The organism is Quadrisphaera sp. INWT6, from assembly GCF_015390235.1.
Classification (GTDB): Bacteria; Actinomycetota; Actinomycetes; order Actinomycetales; family Quadrisphaeraceae; genus Quadrisphaera.
Window position 1 is genome coordinate 209,641 of the sequence record NZ_VUOH01000002.1, and the last position, 15,985, is coordinate 225,625.

The 15,985-nt window shown below is 77.3% G+C and carries 19 protein-coding genes and 1 tRNA gene; 8 read left to right on the top strand and 12 right to left on the bottom strand.

Annotation, left to right across the window (positions count from 1 at the left end; translation table 11 throughout):
* Positions 1 to 320 precede the first annotated feature (320 nt).
* The 3 genes from F1641_RS05895 to F1641_RS05905 form a co-directional block, all read right to left on the bottom strand.
* Positions 321 to 1,247, bottom strand: a complete 927-nt coding sequence (locus F1641_RS05895) for a VOC family protein (RefSeq protein ID WP_194903556.1) — start codon at positions 1,245 to 1,247, stop codon at positions 321 to 323.
* Between the two features lie 104 nt (positions 1,248 to 1,351).
* The gene (locus F1641_RS05900) at positions 1,352 to 2,080 is read right to left on the bottom strand and encodes an SDR family oxidoreductase (protein ID WP_194903557.1); all 729 of its coding nucleotides are present in this window, start codon (positions 2,078 to 2,080) and stop codon (positions 1,352 to 1,354) included.
* Positions 2,080 to 2,724, bottom strand: a complete 645-nt coding sequence (locus F1641_RS05905; RefSeq protein WP_194903558.1) for an alpha/beta hydrolase — start codon at positions 2,722 to 2,724, stop codon at positions 2,080 to 2,082. Before F1641_RS05905 ends, F1641_RS05900 begins: the two co-directional genes overlap by 1 nt.
* 97 nt (positions 2,725 to 2,821) lie before the next feature.
* On the opposite strand from F1641_RS05905, the gene F1641_RS22410 reads away from it, so the two are divergent.
* The gene (locus F1641_RS22410) at positions 2,822 to 3,361 is read left to right on the top strand and encodes a MarR family transcriptional regulator (RefSeq protein WP_194903559.1); all 540 of its coding nucleotides are present in this window, start codon (positions 2,822 to 2,824) and stop codon (positions 3,359 to 3,361) included.
* Here F1641_RS22410 and F1641_RS22950 read toward each other — a convergent pair.
* Positions 3,351 to 3,983 carry an HAD family phosphatase gene (locus tag F1641_RS22950; protein ID WP_194903560.1) on the bottom strand — a complete coding sequence of 211 codons (633 nt, stop codon included), beginning with the start codon at positions 3,981 to 3,983 and terminating at the stop codon, positions 3,351 to 3,353. The genes F1641_RS22410 and F1641_RS22950 overlap by 11 nt on opposite strands.
* Before the next feature lie 75 nt (positions 3,984 to 4,058).
* Here F1641_RS22950 and F1641_RS05920 point away from each other — a divergent pair, with 75 nt between their 5' ends.
* Entirely contained in the window at positions 4,059 to 4,502 is a 444-nt protein-coding gene (locus F1641_RS05920; RefSeq protein ID WP_194903561.1) for an NUDIX hydrolase, read from the top strand.
* 20 nt (positions 4,503 to 4,522) lie between these two features.
* Here the strand turns inward: F1641_RS05920 and F1641_RS05925 are convergent, their stop codons facing one another.
* Positions 4,523 to 5,350 (bottom strand): HEAT repeat domain-containing protein, encoded by an 828-nt coding sequence (locus tag F1641_RS05925; RefSeq protein WP_194903562.1) that lies wholly within the window; start codon positions 5,348 to 5,350, stop codon positions 4,523 to 4,525.
* A gap of 294 nt (positions 5,351 to 5,644) precedes the next feature.
* Here F1641_RS05925 and F1641_RS05930 point away from each other — a divergent pair, with 294 nt between their 5' ends.
* Both F1641_RS05930 and F1641_RS22955 read left to right on the top strand, forming a co-directional pair.
* Positions 5,645 to 6,289: an NUDIX hydrolase N-terminal domain-containing protein gene (locus F1641_RS05930; RefSeq protein ID WP_194903563.1), complete on the top strand. Its 645-nt coding sequence runs from the start codon at positions 5,645 to 5,647 to the stop codon at positions 6,287 to 6,289.
* Positions 6,290 to 6,323: 34 nt separating this feature from the next.
* Positions 6,324 to 7,439 (top strand): SGNH/GDSL hydrolase family protein, encoded by a 1,116-nt coding sequence (locus F1641_RS22955; RefSeq protein ID WP_194903564.1) that lies wholly within the window; start codon positions 6,324 to 6,326, stop codon positions 7,437 to 7,439.
* A gap of 7 nt (positions 7,440 to 7,446) precedes the next feature.
* Here F1641_RS22955 and F1641_RS05940 read toward each other — a convergent pair whose 3' ends face one another.
* Positions 7,447 to 7,758: a hypothetical protein gene (locus F1641_RS05940; protein ID WP_194903566.1), complete on the bottom strand. Its 312-nt coding sequence runs from the start codon at positions 7,756 to 7,758 to the stop codon at positions 7,447 to 7,449.
* Between the two features lie 62 nt (positions 7,759 to 7,820).
* A complete protein-coding gene (locus F1641_RS05945) occupies positions 7,821 to 8,660 on the bottom strand; it encodes an oxidoreductase (RefSeq protein ID WP_194903568.1) in 840 nt (279 codons plus the stop codon).
* A 116-nt stretch (positions 8,661 to 8,776) separates the two neighbouring features.
* Here F1641_RS05945 and F1641_RS05950 point away from each other — a divergent pair, with 116 nt between their 5' ends.
* Entirely contained in the window at positions 8,777 to 9,571 is a 795-nt protein-coding gene (locus F1641_RS05950) for a hypothetical protein (protein WP_194903570.1), read from the top strand.
* Positions 9,572 to 9,635: 64 nt separating this feature from the next.
* On the opposite strand, the gene F1641_RS05955 is transcribed toward F1641_RS05950, so the two are convergent.
* Entirely contained in the window at positions 9,636 to 10,796 is a 1,161-nt protein-coding gene (locus F1641_RS05955; RefSeq protein WP_194903572.1) for a PrsW family intramembrane metalloprotease, read from the bottom strand.
* 161 nt (positions 10,797 to 10,957) lie between these two features.
* On the opposite strand from F1641_RS05955, the gene orn reads away from it, so the two are divergent.
* The 3 genes from orn to F1641_RS05970 all read left to right on the top strand — a co-directional run bounded on the left by orn (position 10,958) and on the right by F1641_RS05970 (position 12,049).
* Positions 10,958 to 11,521, top strand: a complete 564-nt coding sequence (gene orn / locus F1641_RS05960; protein WP_194904856.1) for an oligoribonuclease — start codon at positions 10,958 to 10,960, stop codon at positions 11,519 to 11,521.
* A 69-nt stretch (positions 11,522 to 11,590) separates the two neighbouring features.
* A tRNA-His gene (locus tag F1641_RS05965) sits at positions 11,591 to 11,663 on the top strand.
* A gap of 197 nt (positions 11,664 to 11,860) precedes the next feature.
* Positions 11,861 to 12,049 carry a hypothetical protein gene (locus F1641_RS05970; protein WP_194903574.1) on the top strand — a complete coding sequence of 63 codons (189 nt, stop codon included), beginning with the start codon at positions 11,861 to 11,863 and terminating at the stop codon, positions 12,047 to 12,049.
* 45 nt (positions 12,050 to 12,094) lie between these two features.
* Here the strand turns inward: F1641_RS05970 and F1641_RS05975 are convergent, their stop codons facing one another.
* The 4 genes from F1641_RS05975 to F1641_RS05990 all read right to left on the bottom strand — a co-directional run bounded on the left by F1641_RS05975 (position 12,095) and on the right by F1641_RS05990 (position 15,976).
* A complete protein-coding gene (locus F1641_RS05975; protein WP_194903576.1) occupies positions 12,095 to 12,763 on the bottom strand; it encodes an NAD(P)H-dependent oxidoreductase in 669 nt (222 codons plus the stop codon).
* A gap of 188 nt (positions 12,764 to 12,951) precedes the next feature.
* Positions 12,952 to 13,872, bottom strand: coding sequence for an aminotransferase class IV (locus F1641_RS05980; protein ID WP_194903578.1), 921 nt, complete (start codon positions 13,870 to 13,872; stop codon positions 12,952 to 12,954).
* 51 nt (positions 13,873 to 13,923) lie between these two features.
* The gene (locus F1641_RS05985; protein ID WP_309225423.1) at positions 13,924 to 14,700 is read right to left on the bottom strand and encodes a response regulator transcription factor; all 777 of its coding nucleotides are present in this window, start codon (positions 14,698 to 14,700) and stop codon (positions 13,924 to 13,926) included.
* Positions 14,701 to 14,725: 25 nt separating this feature from the next.
* Positions 14,726 to 15,976 carry a sensor histidine kinase gene (locus F1641_RS05990; protein ID WP_194903580.1) on the bottom strand — a complete coding sequence of 417 codons (1,251 nt, stop codon included), beginning with the start codon at positions 15,974 to 15,976 and terminating at the stop codon, positions 14,726 to 14,728.
* Between the last annotated feature and the right edge of the window lie 9 nt (positions 15,977 to 15,985).

Genomic DNA, 15,985 nt, shown 5'->3' on the forward strand with positions numbered 1-15,985 from the left:
GCCAGCCAGGGAGTGGCGCAGATCCACCCAGCACGGGCTCGAGGGGGCTCGAGACGCGGGAGCCCACGTCTTGGCGGGTCGTCACGGACCTGGGCGCGCCTGCAGCTCCGCGAGGGTGGAGTCTGAGGTCAGCGGAGACGCGATCCTGACCTCGGACTCCGCCCTCGCGGTGCCGTCCGCCACGTCTGGCCCCGCCTCGCCGTCCTCAGCGCATCCGGCAGCCGCTGGGGGGCTCCGCACCAGTGGCTGACTGGCGCAGGGCCACCCTGCGCCAGGAGGAGTGGCACGGGGTGGCCCTGCGCCACACAGGACCGGGCGGGTCAGGCGGCAGCACTCACCTCGAGCAGGCTCTTCCACGGGTCCTCGAAGCGCAGCGTGCGCCCGTCGTCGCGCACGTCCACGCGGGCGGAGCGCAGCCGCGAGGCCAGGGCGTCGAGGTCGGAGCGCGCCGGCAGCACCAGCGACACCTGGCCCAGCCCCAGGGTCGCGGCGCGGGCGCCGGCGCCGCGGCTCGACCACGTGTTCATGGCCATGTGGTGGTGGTAGCCACCGGCGGCGACGAACAGCGCCCCGTGCCACTCGGCCGTCACCTCGAAGCCGAGGGCGTCGACGTAGAAGGCGCGCGCCGTCGCGACGTCGCCGACCTTGAGGTGCACGTGCCCGACCTCGGCGGAGCCCCCCGCGGGCTGGTCGAGCGGTGCGGCGACGTGCTCGCGCAGGAAGGCGTTCGGGTCGAGCGGGGCGTTGTCCATGACCACGCGCCCGGCCTGCCAGTCCCACTGCTCGCGCGGCCGGTCCCAGTACAGCTCGATGCCGTTGTCCTCGGGGTCGGTGAAGTAGAACGCGTTCGACACCAGGTGGTCGGCCGAGCCGACGTAGCGCGAGCGGGGGTGCTGCGCCGCACGGGCCACGGCGTCGGCGAGCCCGGCGCGGTCGGGGAAGAGCAGCGCGGTGTGGAACAGCCCGGCCTCGCCCTGCTTCGGCGCCGGCAGCCCCGGGGTGTGCACGAGGACGACGAGCGCCGTCGCCCCCCGGCCGAGCACGGCGTGCTGCGCGCCCGCGGCGCTCCCGGTCGACGGCGAAGCCAGGTCGACCGCGGTGCGCGCGGCCGCGCCGTCCAGCTCCACCAGGCCGAGGGCGTCGCGGTAGTACGCGGTCATGCCGGGCAGGTCGGCGACGTGCAGCGTGACGGCGTCCATCGCGGTGGCACCGGGCAGGAGCAGCTCACTGCTGGTCGAGGTGGTCATGGCGGGTCCTCCGGGACGTCGACGAGCGGTGGAGGGTGGCCAGCGCCCATGATCACGGCCCCGCGGGGGTGGTCATGGGCGTCCGCCACCACGAGGGGCAGGGGTCAGAGCAGGCCGAGGGTGGCGCCGCCGTCGACGGCCACGGCGGTGCCGTTGACGAAGGCGGCGGGCTCGGAGCAGAGGAAGGCGACGACCTTGCCGAAGTCCTCCGGCGTGCCGGTGCGTGCGCCGGCGGGCACGCCGCGCTCGAGCAGGCGGTCGGTGGCGTGCAGGCCGGGGCACACGAGGTTGATGGTCACGCCGCGGGCGGCGACGTCGGCCGCCGCCGTCTTGGTCCACGCCCACAGCGCGGTGCGCGCGGTGTTGGACAGGGCGAGGTCCGGGATCGGCTGCTTGACGCTGGCCGACGCGACGAACACGACCCTCCCCCAGCCGCCCTCGACCAGGTGCGGCACGGCGGCCCGGGCCAGGCGGACCGACGCCAGGGCGTTCGTCTCGAAGGCGGCGCGGAGCGCGTCGTCGTCGACGTCGAGGGCGCGGCCGGAAGGCGGTCCGCCGGCGTTGCCGACGACGACGTCGAGCCGCCCCCAGCGCTCCAGCGCCGCCTCGACCAGGCGCTGCGGCACGGCGGGGTCGGTCATGTCGCCGACGACGGCGTGCGCCTCGCCGCCGGCTGCTCCGACCTCGCCCACCAGGTCGGCGAGCAGGTCGGCGGAGCGGGCGGAGACGAGCACGCGGGCCCCCTCCGCGGCGAGGGCCAGCGCGCTGGCGCGGCCGAGCCCCTTGGAGGCGGCGGTGACGACGGCGACGCGGCCGGAGAGTCCGAGGTCCATCAGGCGAGGCTCCCCGCGAGCGTGCGCGTGGTCCAGTCGCGCAGGGCGACGACGACGTCGGCCGTCATCCCGTGCCCTCCGGGCGTGCGCACGGCGGTCAGGTCTGCGCCGGACTCCTCGTGCAGGTACGCCCAGGTGCGGCGCTGGAGCTCGGGCGGGATGACGGTGTCGGCGTCGCCCTGCGCCACGAAGACCGGGACCCCGTCGAGGTGGCCGGGCGCGGTGGGCACGCCCGCCTCGAACGGCAGCGTCGCGAAGAGGGTGGCCAGGCCGGCGAAGCGCGACGGGTCGGCCAGCAGTGCGCCGCCCGCGAAGGTCGCTCCCCCGCTGAACCCGACGAGCAGCACCGGCCGCGGTCGCCCGACGTCGCGGGGCGCCTCGGCGTCGAGCCAGGCGCGGAACCAGGCGGTCGAGGCGGCGAGCGAGTCGGGCAGGGGGCGGCCGATGCCGGCGTTGGCGAACCACGCGAAGCCGCCGCCCTCGGCGAGCGGGGCGCGCAGGGCGACGAACTCCGGGCCACCCCCACCGGGGTGCAGGTGGTCGGCGAGGCCGATGACGTCGGCCTCGGTGGCACCGCGCCCGTGCAGCAGGACGACGAGCGGTGCTGCCGCGCCACCACCGCGGCGCAGGACGACGGGGTCCACGTCCCAGCCCCTTCCAACAGTTGTCGCTTCAACTTCTTCGGGTGACGGTAGCACCCAGAGGTTGAAGCGACAACCATCGGCCGGGCAGGATGGCGGCGTGGACGTCCCCTGGCTCGACCGGACCCAGCTCGCCGCGTGGGTGCGCGTGGCGGCGCTGCTCGAGGTGCTGCCCGGCACCCTCGACGGGCAGCTGCGGCGCGACGCCGACGTCACGCTCTTCGAGTACTTCGTGCTGGCGATGCTGTCGGAGTCGCCCACCCGCTCCCTGCGCATGAGCGAGCTCGCCGCACAGACGAGCGCCACGCTCCCCCGCCTCTCCCACGTGGTGAAGCGCATGGAGTCGCGGGGCCTGGTGGAGCGGCGCCCCGACCCCGACGACCGCCGCGCCACGACCTGCGTGCTCACCGACGGCGGGCTGGCGCGCATCGAGCAGGCGGCCCCCGGGCACGTGGCCGCGGTGCGCGAGCACGTCGTCGACGTCCTGACCCCGGAGCAAATCACCCAGCTGACCGGCATCGCCGACGCGCTGCTGCGCAGCCTCGACAGCAGCGGCGGCATGGCGGCGATGTACCGACGCTACGACGACGGAGCCGTCAGCGGCGCCCCGGGGGCCGCGACCCCGCCGGTCAGGCCGTGAGCACGCCCGCGTCGACGAGGTGCCGGCGCGCGTCGTCGGCGCCCTGCCAGACGTGGGCGCGCCACCCCCGGGCGCGGGCGGCGTCGACGTTGACGGGGCGGTCGTCGAAGAACAGCAGCTGCTCGCCGGGCAGGCCCAGCTCGCGCTCCACCGCCTCGTAGATCGCCGGGTCGGGCTTGGCCGCGCCGACGGCGGCGGAGAAGACCAGCACGTCGAAGGGCTCCGACCACGCCGACGCCCTGACGATGTGCTCCATGGAGGCGGGCGCGTTCGACAGCACCGCCAGCCGCAGCCCCGCCGCGCGGACGGCCGGGACGACGTCGTCCAGCAGCTGCGCGGCCCCGGCGCCGAGGGTCGCCCACTGCCGGGCGTCGAGGTCGTCGAGCTCGGCGGCGCGGGAGGCCAGGTCGAGCCCCAGCCCGGCGCCGACGGCGTCCCAGTACTCGGCGAGCGGGGCGCCGAGGTCGTAGGCGTCGCGCGGGTGCCAGTAGACCCGGTCGACGTCGGCGACCGGCAGGTCGAGTGCTGCCGCGACGGACGGGACCGCCCCCTCGGGCGCCGACAGGACGCCCCCGATGTCGAAGACGACGGCGGCCACGGGCAGCTGCTGCGGGGTCTGCACCCCTCGACGCTAGCGATGCCCGGTCGGTGCTCCGCCGGTGCTCGGTCGGTGCTCGGTCGGGGCGAGACTGGCGGCGTGGACACCCGGGTCGCGGCCTACGCCGTCGTCGTCGAAGAGCGCACCGACCAGCACGGCACCGGCCCGCGGATGCTGCTCGCGCACTGGAAGGAGCAGGACCGCAGCGGCTGGACGCTCCCCGGCGGCGGCATCGACCCCGGGGAGGACCCGGCCGACGCCGCCGTCCGCGAGGTGCTCGAGGAGACCGGCTACGACGCCGAGCTGGGCGACCTGCTCGGCCTGGACTCCCAGGTCATCCCCGCCCAGGACCGGCTCCGCACCGACCGCGGCCCGCTGCACGCGCTGCGGGTCGTCTACCGGGCGCACGTGGTGGGCGGTGAGCTGCGCGACGAGGTCGGCGGAACCACGGACACCGCGGGGTGGTTCCCGCTCGACGCCGTCGACGGGCTCGACAGGGTCGGCCTGGTCGACGTCGGCCGCCGCCTCGCCGGCCTCCTCTGACTCCCGCGCCGCGCCTGCTGTCAGGCGCAGCTGGCGGCGAGCACCCCGAGGGCTGAGCGCTCGCGCAGGTGCACCAGCGCCTCCGGCTCCCCCACCAGCCGGGCGGCCACGGCCTCCAGCGCCTGGCGGGCGCGCCGCGGGGCCACGTCGAGCACCCCGTCGAGCACCTCCCACGCCGCGACGGACCGGCCCGGCGGACGCCCCGCGGCGCCGGCGCGGCACAGGTCGGCGACGCCGTCGAGCACGTCGTCGCCCAGCCCGGCGGGGTCGGTGAGGCGCACCGCGGCGTCGACGACGTCGAGGTCGTCGGCGTCCCAGGCGTCCTCGTCACCGGCGTGGGCGACGACCAGGGGGTGCAGGTCGGTGTCACCCAGCGCCCCCGCGGCCTCCAGCACCAGGCGCGAGACCAGCCCGACCGGCTCACCGAGCACGCGGCGCACGGCGGGGAGGGCGCGCGGGTCCTGCCGGTGGGCCAGACCCAGGAGCGCCTCGTCGCGGACCTCGGGCTCGTCGTCGAGCCGCGCGGCGAGCGCGTCGTCGACGCAGGGGTGGGGCAGGTCGCGCCACAGCGTGCCGAGCGCGAAGCACGCCGACTCGCGCACGCCGGGGTGCTCGTCGGAGGTCAGCCGCACCACCGCCTCCACCAGGGCGAGCGCCGGGCCGCCGGCCCCGTGGGCCATCAGCGGCAGGCGCTGGGCGAGGGTGCTGCGCACCCCGGCGCGGGGGTGGGCGGCGAGTGCCACGAGGGTCGACTCCGCACCCGTGTCGGCGGGTCGCAGGGTGCGCAGGAGCGCGTCGAGCTGCTTCCCCGGGACGACGTCGGCCAGGGTCAGGACGGGCGCTCGCACCTGAGCATCGTCACATCAGTCACACCCGCCACAGGCGCGACACGCCCGAGCGCGGGGGCGCGGACCTCGGCGTGGCGAGGTGTCCCGCCGAGCATGCACAAGACGCCTTCCGCCCCCTCCAGGGCCCGATCCGGCGTCCTTGTGCATGCCCGACGGGACGCCCTCCCGCGCTGGACCGAGGCGTGACGCGGGACGGGCAGAACTCCGGCAGCAAGACCTCGCGGGGGTTGCAGCGGGACCTCTGCCCGTCCGGCGTCACGCGGCCCCTCGAGCGCGGGCTGCGAGGATCGCCCGGTGAGCGACCAGAGCAGCGCCGCCGAGCGGGTGCGCCGGGTGGCCGTCGAGCTGGCGGCCCTCGCGCAGGACGGCGCCACCTTCGCCGCCGACCCCTACGACCAGAAGCGCTACGCGCAGGCCTCGGCGCTCGCGGTGGAGCTGTTCGCCGTCCTCACCGAGCGCCCCGCCGACGAGCTGCGCGCCGAGCTCGGTCGCGACAGCGGCTACGCGACGCCGAAGGTCGACGTCCGCGGGGTCCTCTTCGACGACGACGGGCGGGTGCTCCTCATGCGGGAGCGCTCCGACGGGTGCTGGTGCCCACCCGGCGGCTGGGCCGACCCCCTCGACACGCCCCGGGCCGCCGTCGAGCGCGAGGTGCGGGAGGAGACCGGGTACGGCGCGGAGGTCGAGCGGCTGATCGCCTGCTACGACCGCGACGTGCAGGGCCACGAGCCGAAGCTGCCGGTGGCGGTGTACAAGCTGTTCTTCCTCTGCCGGGCCACCGGCGACGTGGCACCCGCCGAGGAGCTGGAGACCCTCGAGGTCGGGTGGTTCGCCCTCGACGCGCTGCCGCCGCTGTCGCGCGCCAGGGTCACGGAGGCGCAGCTGCGACGAGCGCTCGAGCACCACCGCGACCCGTCCCTGCCCGTCGACGTCGACTGACCACCACCCGCCGCCCTGGGGCAGGGTGGGACCGGTGACCCACTGGACCACCACCCCGATCACCGCCGACCTCGTGCGGGGAGCGCTCGACCTGGTGGCCACCGACCGCGGCCTGCTCCCCCAGCGGCTGCCCGCGTGGGCGCGGGCGCAGCTGCCCGACGAGGCCACCGCCGAGGCGGTGGCGCGGCCCGCCGGCGTGCGCCTGGCGCTGCGGACGGCAGCCACCCAGCTGGAGGTCGACGTCGTGCGCACCCGCACCACCACCTCGACGCCCGCGGGACCGGGCCCGCTGCCGCCGGACGGCGTGTACGACCTGCTGGTCGACGGCGTGCTGGTGGCCCGCTCCACGGCCTCCGGCGGTGACGTGGTGGAGGTCGACCCGGCCACCGGCGCCGCCGAGCTGCGGCGCGGGCCGGTCGGGTCGGTGCGGTTCCGCCACCTGCCGCCCGGGGAGAAGGACGTCGAGGTGTGGCTGCCCCACACCGAGATCACCACGCTGGTGGCGCTGCGGGCCGACGCCCCCACCGCCGCCTCGACCGCCCCCGCCGCGCGACGCACCTGGGTCCACCACGGCGGAGCCACCGGCGCCGGCGCCGACAGCCCGAGCTCCACGTGGACGGCGCTGGCCGCGGCGCTCGGCGGCGTCGAGCTGGTCGACCTGGGCTTCGACGGCGCCGCCCACCTGGACCCGTTCACCGCCAGGGCGCTGCGCGGCACCCCCGCCGACGTCATCAGCCTGGAGGTCGGCCGCGACGTCGTCGCCGGTGACACGCTGCGGCGGCGCTCGTTCGGGCCGGCGCTGCACGGCTTCCTCGACACCGTGCGCGAGGGCCACCCCGACGCACCGCTGCTGGTGGTCTCGCCGCTGGGCGACCCCGACCTCGAGGAGCTGCCCGCCACCAGCGCCCACGACGCCGCCGCCGGTCGCCTGTCGCTGCGCGCGTGCCGCGAGGTGGTGTCCGAGGTGCTGGGGCAGCGGGCCGCGGACGACCCCCAGCTGTTCCTCCTCGACGGCCTGGACCTGCACGACCCCGTCGACGAGGGCGACGCGCCCTTCGACCACCAGCGCGACCGCGGGCTGGACCACCACCGGGTGGCGGAGCGCTTCGCGCGGGGGCTGTTCTCCCCCGGCGCGCCCTTCGCCGCCTGACCCGGCGTCAGCGGCCGCGGCGCTCCAGCAGCTCCTCCTCGGTGAGGGGCCTGTCGACCTGGAGCCGCCGCGCCACCCGCAGCACCTGCCAGAAGACGACGACGAGCCCCGCGACCGCCGCCAGCACGCCGAACAGCGTCAGGTCGACCCAGTACTGCCAGCGCACCTGCGCCTCGACGGCGTCATGGGTGTCGGCCGCGCCGCCGCGGACGTAGACGCTCCAGTTCGCGTGCGCGTTGACGGCCGCGACCAGGCACACGAAGGACCACACCAGCGCACCGAGCACCACGAAGCGCGCCACCCGGCTGATCAGCACCACGCGGGCAGGGTAGGGCCGCTCCCTGGGAAGCGGGCCCCTCGCCGCCCGACCCGGCGGCCTGCTCAGCGGCCGGGCTCGTCGATGTCGGTGCTGGCCGACAGCTCCGCCCACTCCTCGAGCTCGGCGCGGCGCCGGTCGGCGATGTCGCGCGCCGCGGAGAGCGCGTCCGTGCCGAGCAGCAGCAGCGCCGGGGGCTCGGCCGCCGTGACCGCCGTGATGATCGCCTGCGCGGCCTTCGCGGGGTCTCCCGGCTGGGTGCCGTGGACCGTGTCGTTCTCCTTGCGGCGGGGCCCGACGGTCTCGGCGTAGTCGTCGATGACGGTCGAGGTGCCGTTCAGCGACCTGCCGGCGAAGTCGGTGCGGAAGCCGCCCGGCTCGACGGCGACGGCGGTGACCCCCAGCGGCGCGAGCTCGGCGCGCAGCGACCCGGTCAGGCCCTCGAGCGCCAGCTTGGTGGCCGCGTAGTACCCCGACCCCGGCGGGCACAGCTGCGCCCCGATCGACGACACGTTGACGACGACGCCGCTGCGGCGCTCCCGCATGCCCGGCAGCACGGCCTTGGCCATCGTCACCGCGCCGTGGACGTTGGTGTCGAAGAGGGCGCGGACGGCGTCGTCCTCGCCCTCCTCCACGGCCGAGCGGTAGCCGTAGCCGGCGTTGTTGACCAGCACGTCGACGGCCCCGAAGCGCTCGTGCGCGGCCCGCACGGCCGCGCGGGCCTGCTCGGCGTCGGTGACGTCGAGGGGCAGCGCCAGCGCCGAGCGGGGGTGCGCGGCGGCGAGGTCGCGCACGGCCTCCTCGCGGCGGGCCGTGACGACGGCGTTCCAGCCGCGCTCCAGCACCGCCTCGGCGAGCGCGCGCCCCAGTCCGGTGGAGCACCCCGTGATGAGCCAGGTCGTCATCCCCGCATCCTCTCCGGAGCCGCGCCGGGCGGCGCGGCGAGCCCGTCGCGCACGACCTGCGGCGCGTCGCGGGCCGAAGGCGGGGCCGGGGCCGGGCCGCCGCCTAGCCTCGGAGGATGCCCCTCACGACCCTCCCCGCCGCCCCCTCCCCGGCGCTGCGCCGGGACGCGGCCACGACCGCGGCGCCCGTCGGTCCCGCGGTGCGGGGAGCCACCTGGGCGTCCGCCGCGCTCCCGCCGGCGACGGCGACGGCGGGGTTCGCCGTGCCGGCGCCGCGCACCCCCCTGCCCACCTCGCTGGCCACCCCGCCGGCGACCCCGCTGGCGACCCCGCGCAGCGAGCCCACCCGGGGCCGCGCCGGCCGCACCCCCGAGGTGGTGGCGCGCGAGGTCGCCGCGCACCTGGCGCAGGCCTCGCGCTACGGGCTGCTGCCCGGGCAGGCGGGCGCCGCCGTCCCCGAGCAGGTGCGGGCCTCGCTGCGCGAGCTCATCGACGCGGCCTTCCCCCACCTGAGGGCCGGGACGCCGGACTGGCGGGCCGCGGTCGCCCTGGCGGCGGCCCTCGCCGCCGACGTGCTGGGCCGCTACGCGGTGCCGCTGTCCGCGCTGCCGAGCACCACGGCGCCGGGGGCCCGCGAGGCCGTGGCGGCGCTGTCTCGGGGCGTCGACGCGCTGCTCGACGACTCCGGCGTCGGTGTGGTCCTTGACCTCGACGGCGGCACCGCCGCGTTCCGGGTGCGCACCCCCGCCGGGGCGACCCCCTCGTGCGGGCGCGCGGCGCTGCTGGCGACGTGCGCCGTCCTGCTGCACCTGCGCCTGACCCAGCCGCTGGCGCTGGCCGCGCTGGTCACCGAGGGCGGGGCGTGGCTCCCGGTGTGGCGCGCGGCCCGCGACCTGTGGACGGTCTCCTGACCCGCTCGGACGGCGCGCCCGCGTCGGACCGCTGACCCGGTCCGACGCGGTCTGCCTCTGACCGTCAGGCGGCCAGGAAGCCGCGCCGCAGCCGCCACATCGACTGCAGGCCCGCCAGCTCGGCCTCGGCGGCGCCGGCGGGGGCGGTGCCCCGCTCCATGCGGTCGCGCAGGAAGGCCACCTCGCTGGCCAGCTCCTGGAAGTCGCGCATGGCCGTGCGGGCCTGGGGGCCGAGGGTTCGCCCCGCCCAGTCGCGGGCGCGGGAGCGCTCGGGCAGCGACGCGAGCATCCGGGCCTCGACGGGGGTGATCCACCCGGCCTGCGCGTACCCGGCGAGGTGGCGCCGCAGCACCCGGCCCTCGCGGGTGCGGGCGGCCACGGCCAGCGCCACGGCGGCCACGAAGATCGGGAGCTGGAGCACGACGTAGGTGCCGACGAAGCCCTGGAGGCCCTGGCTGGCGGTGGCGTTCCACAGCGCGTGCAGCCCGACCGCCACCACCCACCCGGCCAGCGGCGCGAGGACCCGCAGCGCACGGCTGCGGCGGCTGGCGGCGATGCCGATGCCCACGCCGATCGCGGCGGTGAACAGGGGGTGGGCGAACGGGCTGAACAGGCAGCGCACCACGAACGTCACGGCGGTGACCGTGGCGCCGTCGTCGGCGAAGCTGCGCCCCAGGTAGAGGACGTTCTCGACGAAGGCGAACCCCACGCCAGCCAGGGCGGCGTAGACGACGCCGTCGACCACGCCGTCGAACTCGCGGCGCCGGAACAGGAAGAGCAGCAGGACGGCGAGGCCCTTGGTGGTCTCCTCCACGACCGGCGCCACCAGCACCGCGGCGGAGTCGGGGTCTCCCCCGGCGGCGCGGATCAGCTCCATCGAGGAGGTGTTGAGCACCAGCGCCACGAAGGTGGCCACGAACGCGCCCCACACGAAGGCGAACACCAGCTGCGCGGGCGGCTCGTGCTCGTACCTGTCGAGCCAGAGGATGGCCGCGACCACGGGGAAGACCGGCAGCAGCGCCAGCAGCGCACCGACGCCGAAGCCCGTGATGCCGGTGTCGCTGAGCACCAGCAGCAGCGTGAGCAGCCCGCAGCCGGCCACGAGCAGGACGACGGCGACGCGCAGCAGCACCCGCCCGACGCCCGTGCGGCGGGGGCGGCGCTCGGGCAGGTGCAGGTGCGGCTCGCCCTCACCCCGGGGCGGATGAGCGGGGAAGGGCTCCATGGCGCAGCACGCTAGCCGCGGGGACCGACGGCGCGGGGGCGCCGCGCCCGCCGGGTGCCGCTGCGGGTGCTGCGCCGGGTGCAGCGCCGCGTGAGCGGGTCACTACAGTGACGCCGGTGGCGAGCCCCTCCTCCGACCGCATCGTCTGGATCGACTGCGAGATGACGGGCCTGGACCTGTCGGTCGACGCGCTCGTCGAGGTCGCCGTGCTGGTCACCGACTCCGAGCTGAACGTCCTCGACGAGGGCATCGACGTCCTCATCAAGCCCTCCGAGGAGTCGCTCGCGCAGATGCGCGACGTGGTGCGCACGATGCACACCACGTCCGGGCTGCTCGACGAGCTGCAGCACGGCACGACCATGTCCGAGGCGACCGAGGCGGTGCTGGAGTACGTGCGCCGCCACGTGCCCGACCCCCGCAAGGCGCCGCTGGCCGGCAACTCGGTGGGCACCGACCGCGGGTTCATCGCCCGCGACATGCCCGAGCTCGACGAGCACCTGCACTACCGGATCATCGACGTCAGCTCGATCAAGGAGCTGGCGCGCCGCTGGTACCCGCGGGCCTACTTCCAGGCGCCGGCCAAGGCCGGCGGTCACCGCGCCCTCGCCGACATCCGCGAGAGCATCACCGAGCTGCGCTACTACCGCGAGGCCGTCTTCGTGCCCGCGCCGGGTCCGGACTCGGCCGCGGCGAAGGCCGCGGCCGAGCGCACGGCTCCCGCCTGAGGCGCCTCGGGCACGGCGCGCCGACGGCGTGCCGTAGGATCTGTCCCGGCCGTGCGCGCACGGCCGATGGTGGGCGTAGCTCAGCTGGTAGAGCGCCGCGTTGTGGTCGCGGATGTCGCGGGTTCAAGTCCCGTCGCTCACCCCGCCGCGGAGGCCCCGGTCAGGAACCTGACCGGGGCCTCCGTCGTCTCCGGAGCCGCTGGCGCCCCGCGGGGCATCCGGGTGGCGCCCGAGCGGGTGGCTCCCGGGCGCGGGCCGCAAGGTCGTGGGCAGGGGCACCGATGTGGTGGGTGCAACCAGCAGCAGCCGCACGGACGCGGAGACCACGAAGGAGCCGCAGTGCACCACCAGCCCACCCCGGACCTGTCCGTCCAGAACGCCCCGGGCTCGACCGTGATGGATCTGCTCAAGCGGGGTGTGCCCCTGTCGCTGCTCGTCGACCTGTCGCTGCCCGACGGCCCGGACTCCGAGGAGATCCTGGCCGCCGAGCGCTGGCAGGGCGACCCGAGCTGGCTCGACCGCGGCTGAGGGTCGACGCGCCCGGCCGCCGCGTCCGGGCGCCGGCCCGCGGGCTCAGCGCACCAGCGCCGCCAGCTGGCGGGCCGTCGCCACGGCCTGCTCGTGGGCGCGGGCCAGCTCGGCCGCCGCGCGCTCGGCGCCGTCGGCCAGGGCCGGCACCGACTCCGAGAGCGTGGCGCTGGTGGTGATCACCGAGACGTCCATGCCGAGCGCGTCGCCCAGCACGATCTGCAGCGGCGGGACGGCGTGGTCCCAGGTCTCGGTGGGGGTGCCCGGGTCGTAGGTGCCGCCCCGGCTGGTGACGACGACGGCGGGCCGGCCCCGCAGGGGCTGGGCCTCGTGGCCGGGGAACGGCGTCGTCGTCCCGGGCACGTGGATGTGGTCGACCCAGGTCTTCAGCGTCGAGGGCAGGGAGTAGTTGTACATCGGGGCGCCGATGAGGACGACGTCCGCGGCGAGGAGCTCCGCGAGGACCTCCTCCTGGACGGCCTCGGCGGCCGGGTCGGGCGAGGAGCCCTCCGGCCGCAGCGCCGGGGCCCAGTGCAGGTCGGGGTCGAGCAGGTGCGGCAGCGGGCTGGCCACGAGGTCGCGGCGGACCACCTCGTGGTCGGGGCCGGCCTCGGCCCAGGTGCGGGCGAAGGCGGCGGTCACCTCGCGCGAGCGCGAGCGGCCCGGGCCGGTGGCGGGGCCGATGGACGAGTCGAGGTGCAGGAGTCGGGGCACCTCCCCCATCCTGCCCGCCCCCGCGAGCCGCAGCCGAGCGCCCCGTTGCGCTCCACGGCCTCCCGGAGCCGCAGCCGGGCGCTCGGATGCGGTCCGGACCCCTCCTGGAAGCGCAGCCGGGCGCTCGGCTGCGGTCTAGACCCCTCCGGGAAGCGCAGCCGGGCGCTCGGCTGCGGCCCGGTGGGGGCTCAGAAGCCGGCGAGCTCCTGCAGCTCGGAGACCAGGGCGGTGTCGACGGGCAGCGGCTGGCCGTCGAGCTCGCGGACGGCGACCGGGCCGCGCACCGCGCTCGCGAGCAGCACCGCGCGGGCCGAGCGCAGGTCGGCGAGGGTGCCGGTGGTCGCGGTGGCGTCCCACCCGGCGCGCTGCGCCCGCTCGAAGAGCAGCTGCTGGGACGTGCTCCCGAGGATGCCGTTCGACCCCGGGGCGACGGTCCGCAGCCGGGGGATGCCGCCCCCGCCGGGCACCCACAGGACCGCCGACGTGGGGCCCTCCAGCAGGGAGCCGTCGGCCGCGGTGAGGAGCGCGTCGTCGGCGCCGCGGCGGACGGCCTCGCGCTGCGCGGCGGTGTGCACCGCGTACGACAGCGTCTTCACCCCGCCCAGCAGCCAGGGCGCCCCGGCGAAGGCCTCGGGCCCGTACCCGCGGGTCATCGACGCCACGCGGACGCCGTCGCGGCGGGCGGCCAGCGACGCGACGTCCATCGCGGAGACGGTGACGACGACGGTCGGCTCGACCGGCTCCCCCGGCGACTGCGGGAGCCCCCGGGTCATCGACAGCTTCACCGCCGCCTCGCCCGGGGATCCCGCCTGGTGGGCGGCCCACTCGCCCGCGGCGAGGTCGAGCAGCTGCGCCCACGGCGCCGGGTCGTCGGGGAGGTCGAGGGAGCGGGCGGAGCGCTGCATCCGCGCCAGGTGCGCGCCGAGGTTCGGGACCTCGGCCCCCCCGTCGGCGCGCGCGACCAGGCGCAGCCCCTCGAAGCAGCCGTCGCCGCGGGTCAGGCCCAGGTCGTCGGCGGTGACGACCGGCGCGTCGGCGGCGACGAGACCGGTGCTGCGCCCCCCGCCGGGCAGGGCTCGGGAGACGGCGACGACGAGGAGCGCGGACACGGTGGCTGACGGTACGCGTCACCCCTGGGGCCGTCCTGAAGCGGCCCGGGGTCAGTCGAGCGGGTCGTCGGGGGTGACCACGCCGGCGCGGTAGGCCCACACCACCACCTGCACGCGGTCGCGCAGGTCGAGCTTGGCCAGCAGGCGCCCCACGTGCCCCTTCACGGTCGGCTCGGACAGGAACAGCCGCTGCGCCACCTCGGCGTTGGAGCGGCCGCGGGCCACCTCGGCGAGCACGTCGCGCTCGCGGGGCGTGAGCGACGCCAGCTGGCGCTGCACCTGCGCGCCGTCGTGCTCGCCGCCGGGGGCCGCGCCGCCGTCGTCCTGCGCGCTCCGCGCCGGGTCGCCCGGGAGGCGCTCCTCGGCGAGGGCGAGCAGGTGGCGGGTGAGCCGCGGGGTGAGGACGGCGTCGCCCGCGGCGACGGCGTGGAGCGCGCGCACGAGCTCGTCGGGCTGGGCGTCCTTGAGCAGGAAGCCGCTGGCCCCGGCCCGGAGCGCGGCGTAGGCGTGCTCGTCGAGGTCGAAGGTGGTGAGCACCAGCACCCGGGTGCTGCGCCCCGCCGCCGCGGCCTCCTCGACCACCCGGCGGGTCGCCTCGACGCCGTCGAGCACCGGCATCCGCACGTCCATGAGGACGACGTCGGGGTCGAGCGCGGCCGCCATCGCCGCGCCGGAGCGCCCGTCGGCGGCCTCCCCGACCACCTCGATGGTGCGCCCGCCCGGCTGGTCGCCCTCGTGGCCGTCGAGGAGCATCCGGAAGCCGAGCCGGACGAGGGCCTGGTCGTCGACGAGCAGCACCCGCAGGGGCGCCTCGGCGGGGTCGCTCACAGCGCACCACCCTCTCCCGGCGTCGTCACGGCGCCGTCACGGGGCGCGACGGGAGCACGGCCCGGACCCGCCACCCACCGCCCTCGCGGGGTCCGGCGTCCAGCCGTCCGCCGAGGGACGCCGCCCGCTCCCGCATCCCGGCGACGCCGCTGCCCCGGCCCGGCGCGGCCGGTGCCTCCGGGTCGGTGGTGACGCCCAGCCCCACGCCGTCGTCCTGCACCACCACCTCCACCCGGTCGCCCTCGGTGCGCACGAGCACCTCGACCCGCGCGCCCAGGCCGGCGTGGTCGAGCACGTTGGTCAGCGCCTCGGTGGCGATCCGGTGCACCGCGAGGTGCACGGCGGGGCTCCACCCCCCGTCGGAGCCGTGCCGGGTGAGGCGCACGGGGACGCCGGCGGCGCGCACGCCGCTGACCAGCGCGTCGAGGGCGTCGTGGCCCGTCGCGCCGCCAGCGCTCGGGGTCCCCGGCAGCGGGGTGACCGCGGCTCCGCCGTCGGCGTCGTCACCGAGGACGCCCAGCAGGTGGCGCATCTCGGCCAGCGCCTGGCGCGCGGTGGTGGTGACGGCGTCGAGGGCCGCGGGGTCGGCGGGGGCCTGCGGCGCGCGGGCGGCCCGGGAGGCCATGCCGTCACCGAGCCGGACGACGACGGTGAGGGCGTGCGCCACGACGTCGTGCAGCTCCCGCGCGATGCGGGCCCGCTCGGCGACCACGGCGATCTGCGCGCGGTGGTCGCGCTCGGCCTCGAGGCGCCGGGCGCGCTCCTCGGCGTGGGCCAGGCGCTCGCGGCGGCCGCGAGCGGCGACCCCGGCGAAGACCGCGGCGGCGAGGAGCGGCCCGGTGACGGCGGGGGCCGCCCAGACCGTGGTGGGGGGCGTGCCACCGCCGCGGGCGACGCGGTCGGCGGCGGCCAGCACGAGCAGGACGACGACGGCCGCTGTGACCCCCGCGCGCAGGGCCGCGCCCCGCCGCTGCGACGCGAGCCCGAGCAGGGCCACGAGGACGAGCACGCCCGGGTAGGCCGGGCGCCCGTCGAGCAGCAGCCACGAGGGGACGGCGAGGGCGCACACCGCCAGCGCCGCGGCCAGCGGGGCCCGGCGGGCCCAGACGAGGGGCACCGCCGTCACCAGCGCCGCCCAGCTGCCCGCGACGCCGGACTGCAGGTAGGCCTCGGGGCACAGCGGCAGCAGCCACAGCAGCGCCCACCCCGCGTCGACGAGACGGGGGTGGGCGCCGGCGAGCGAGCGGAGGCGCTCGGCCCGGGAGCCGTGGTCCAACGGCGGCGG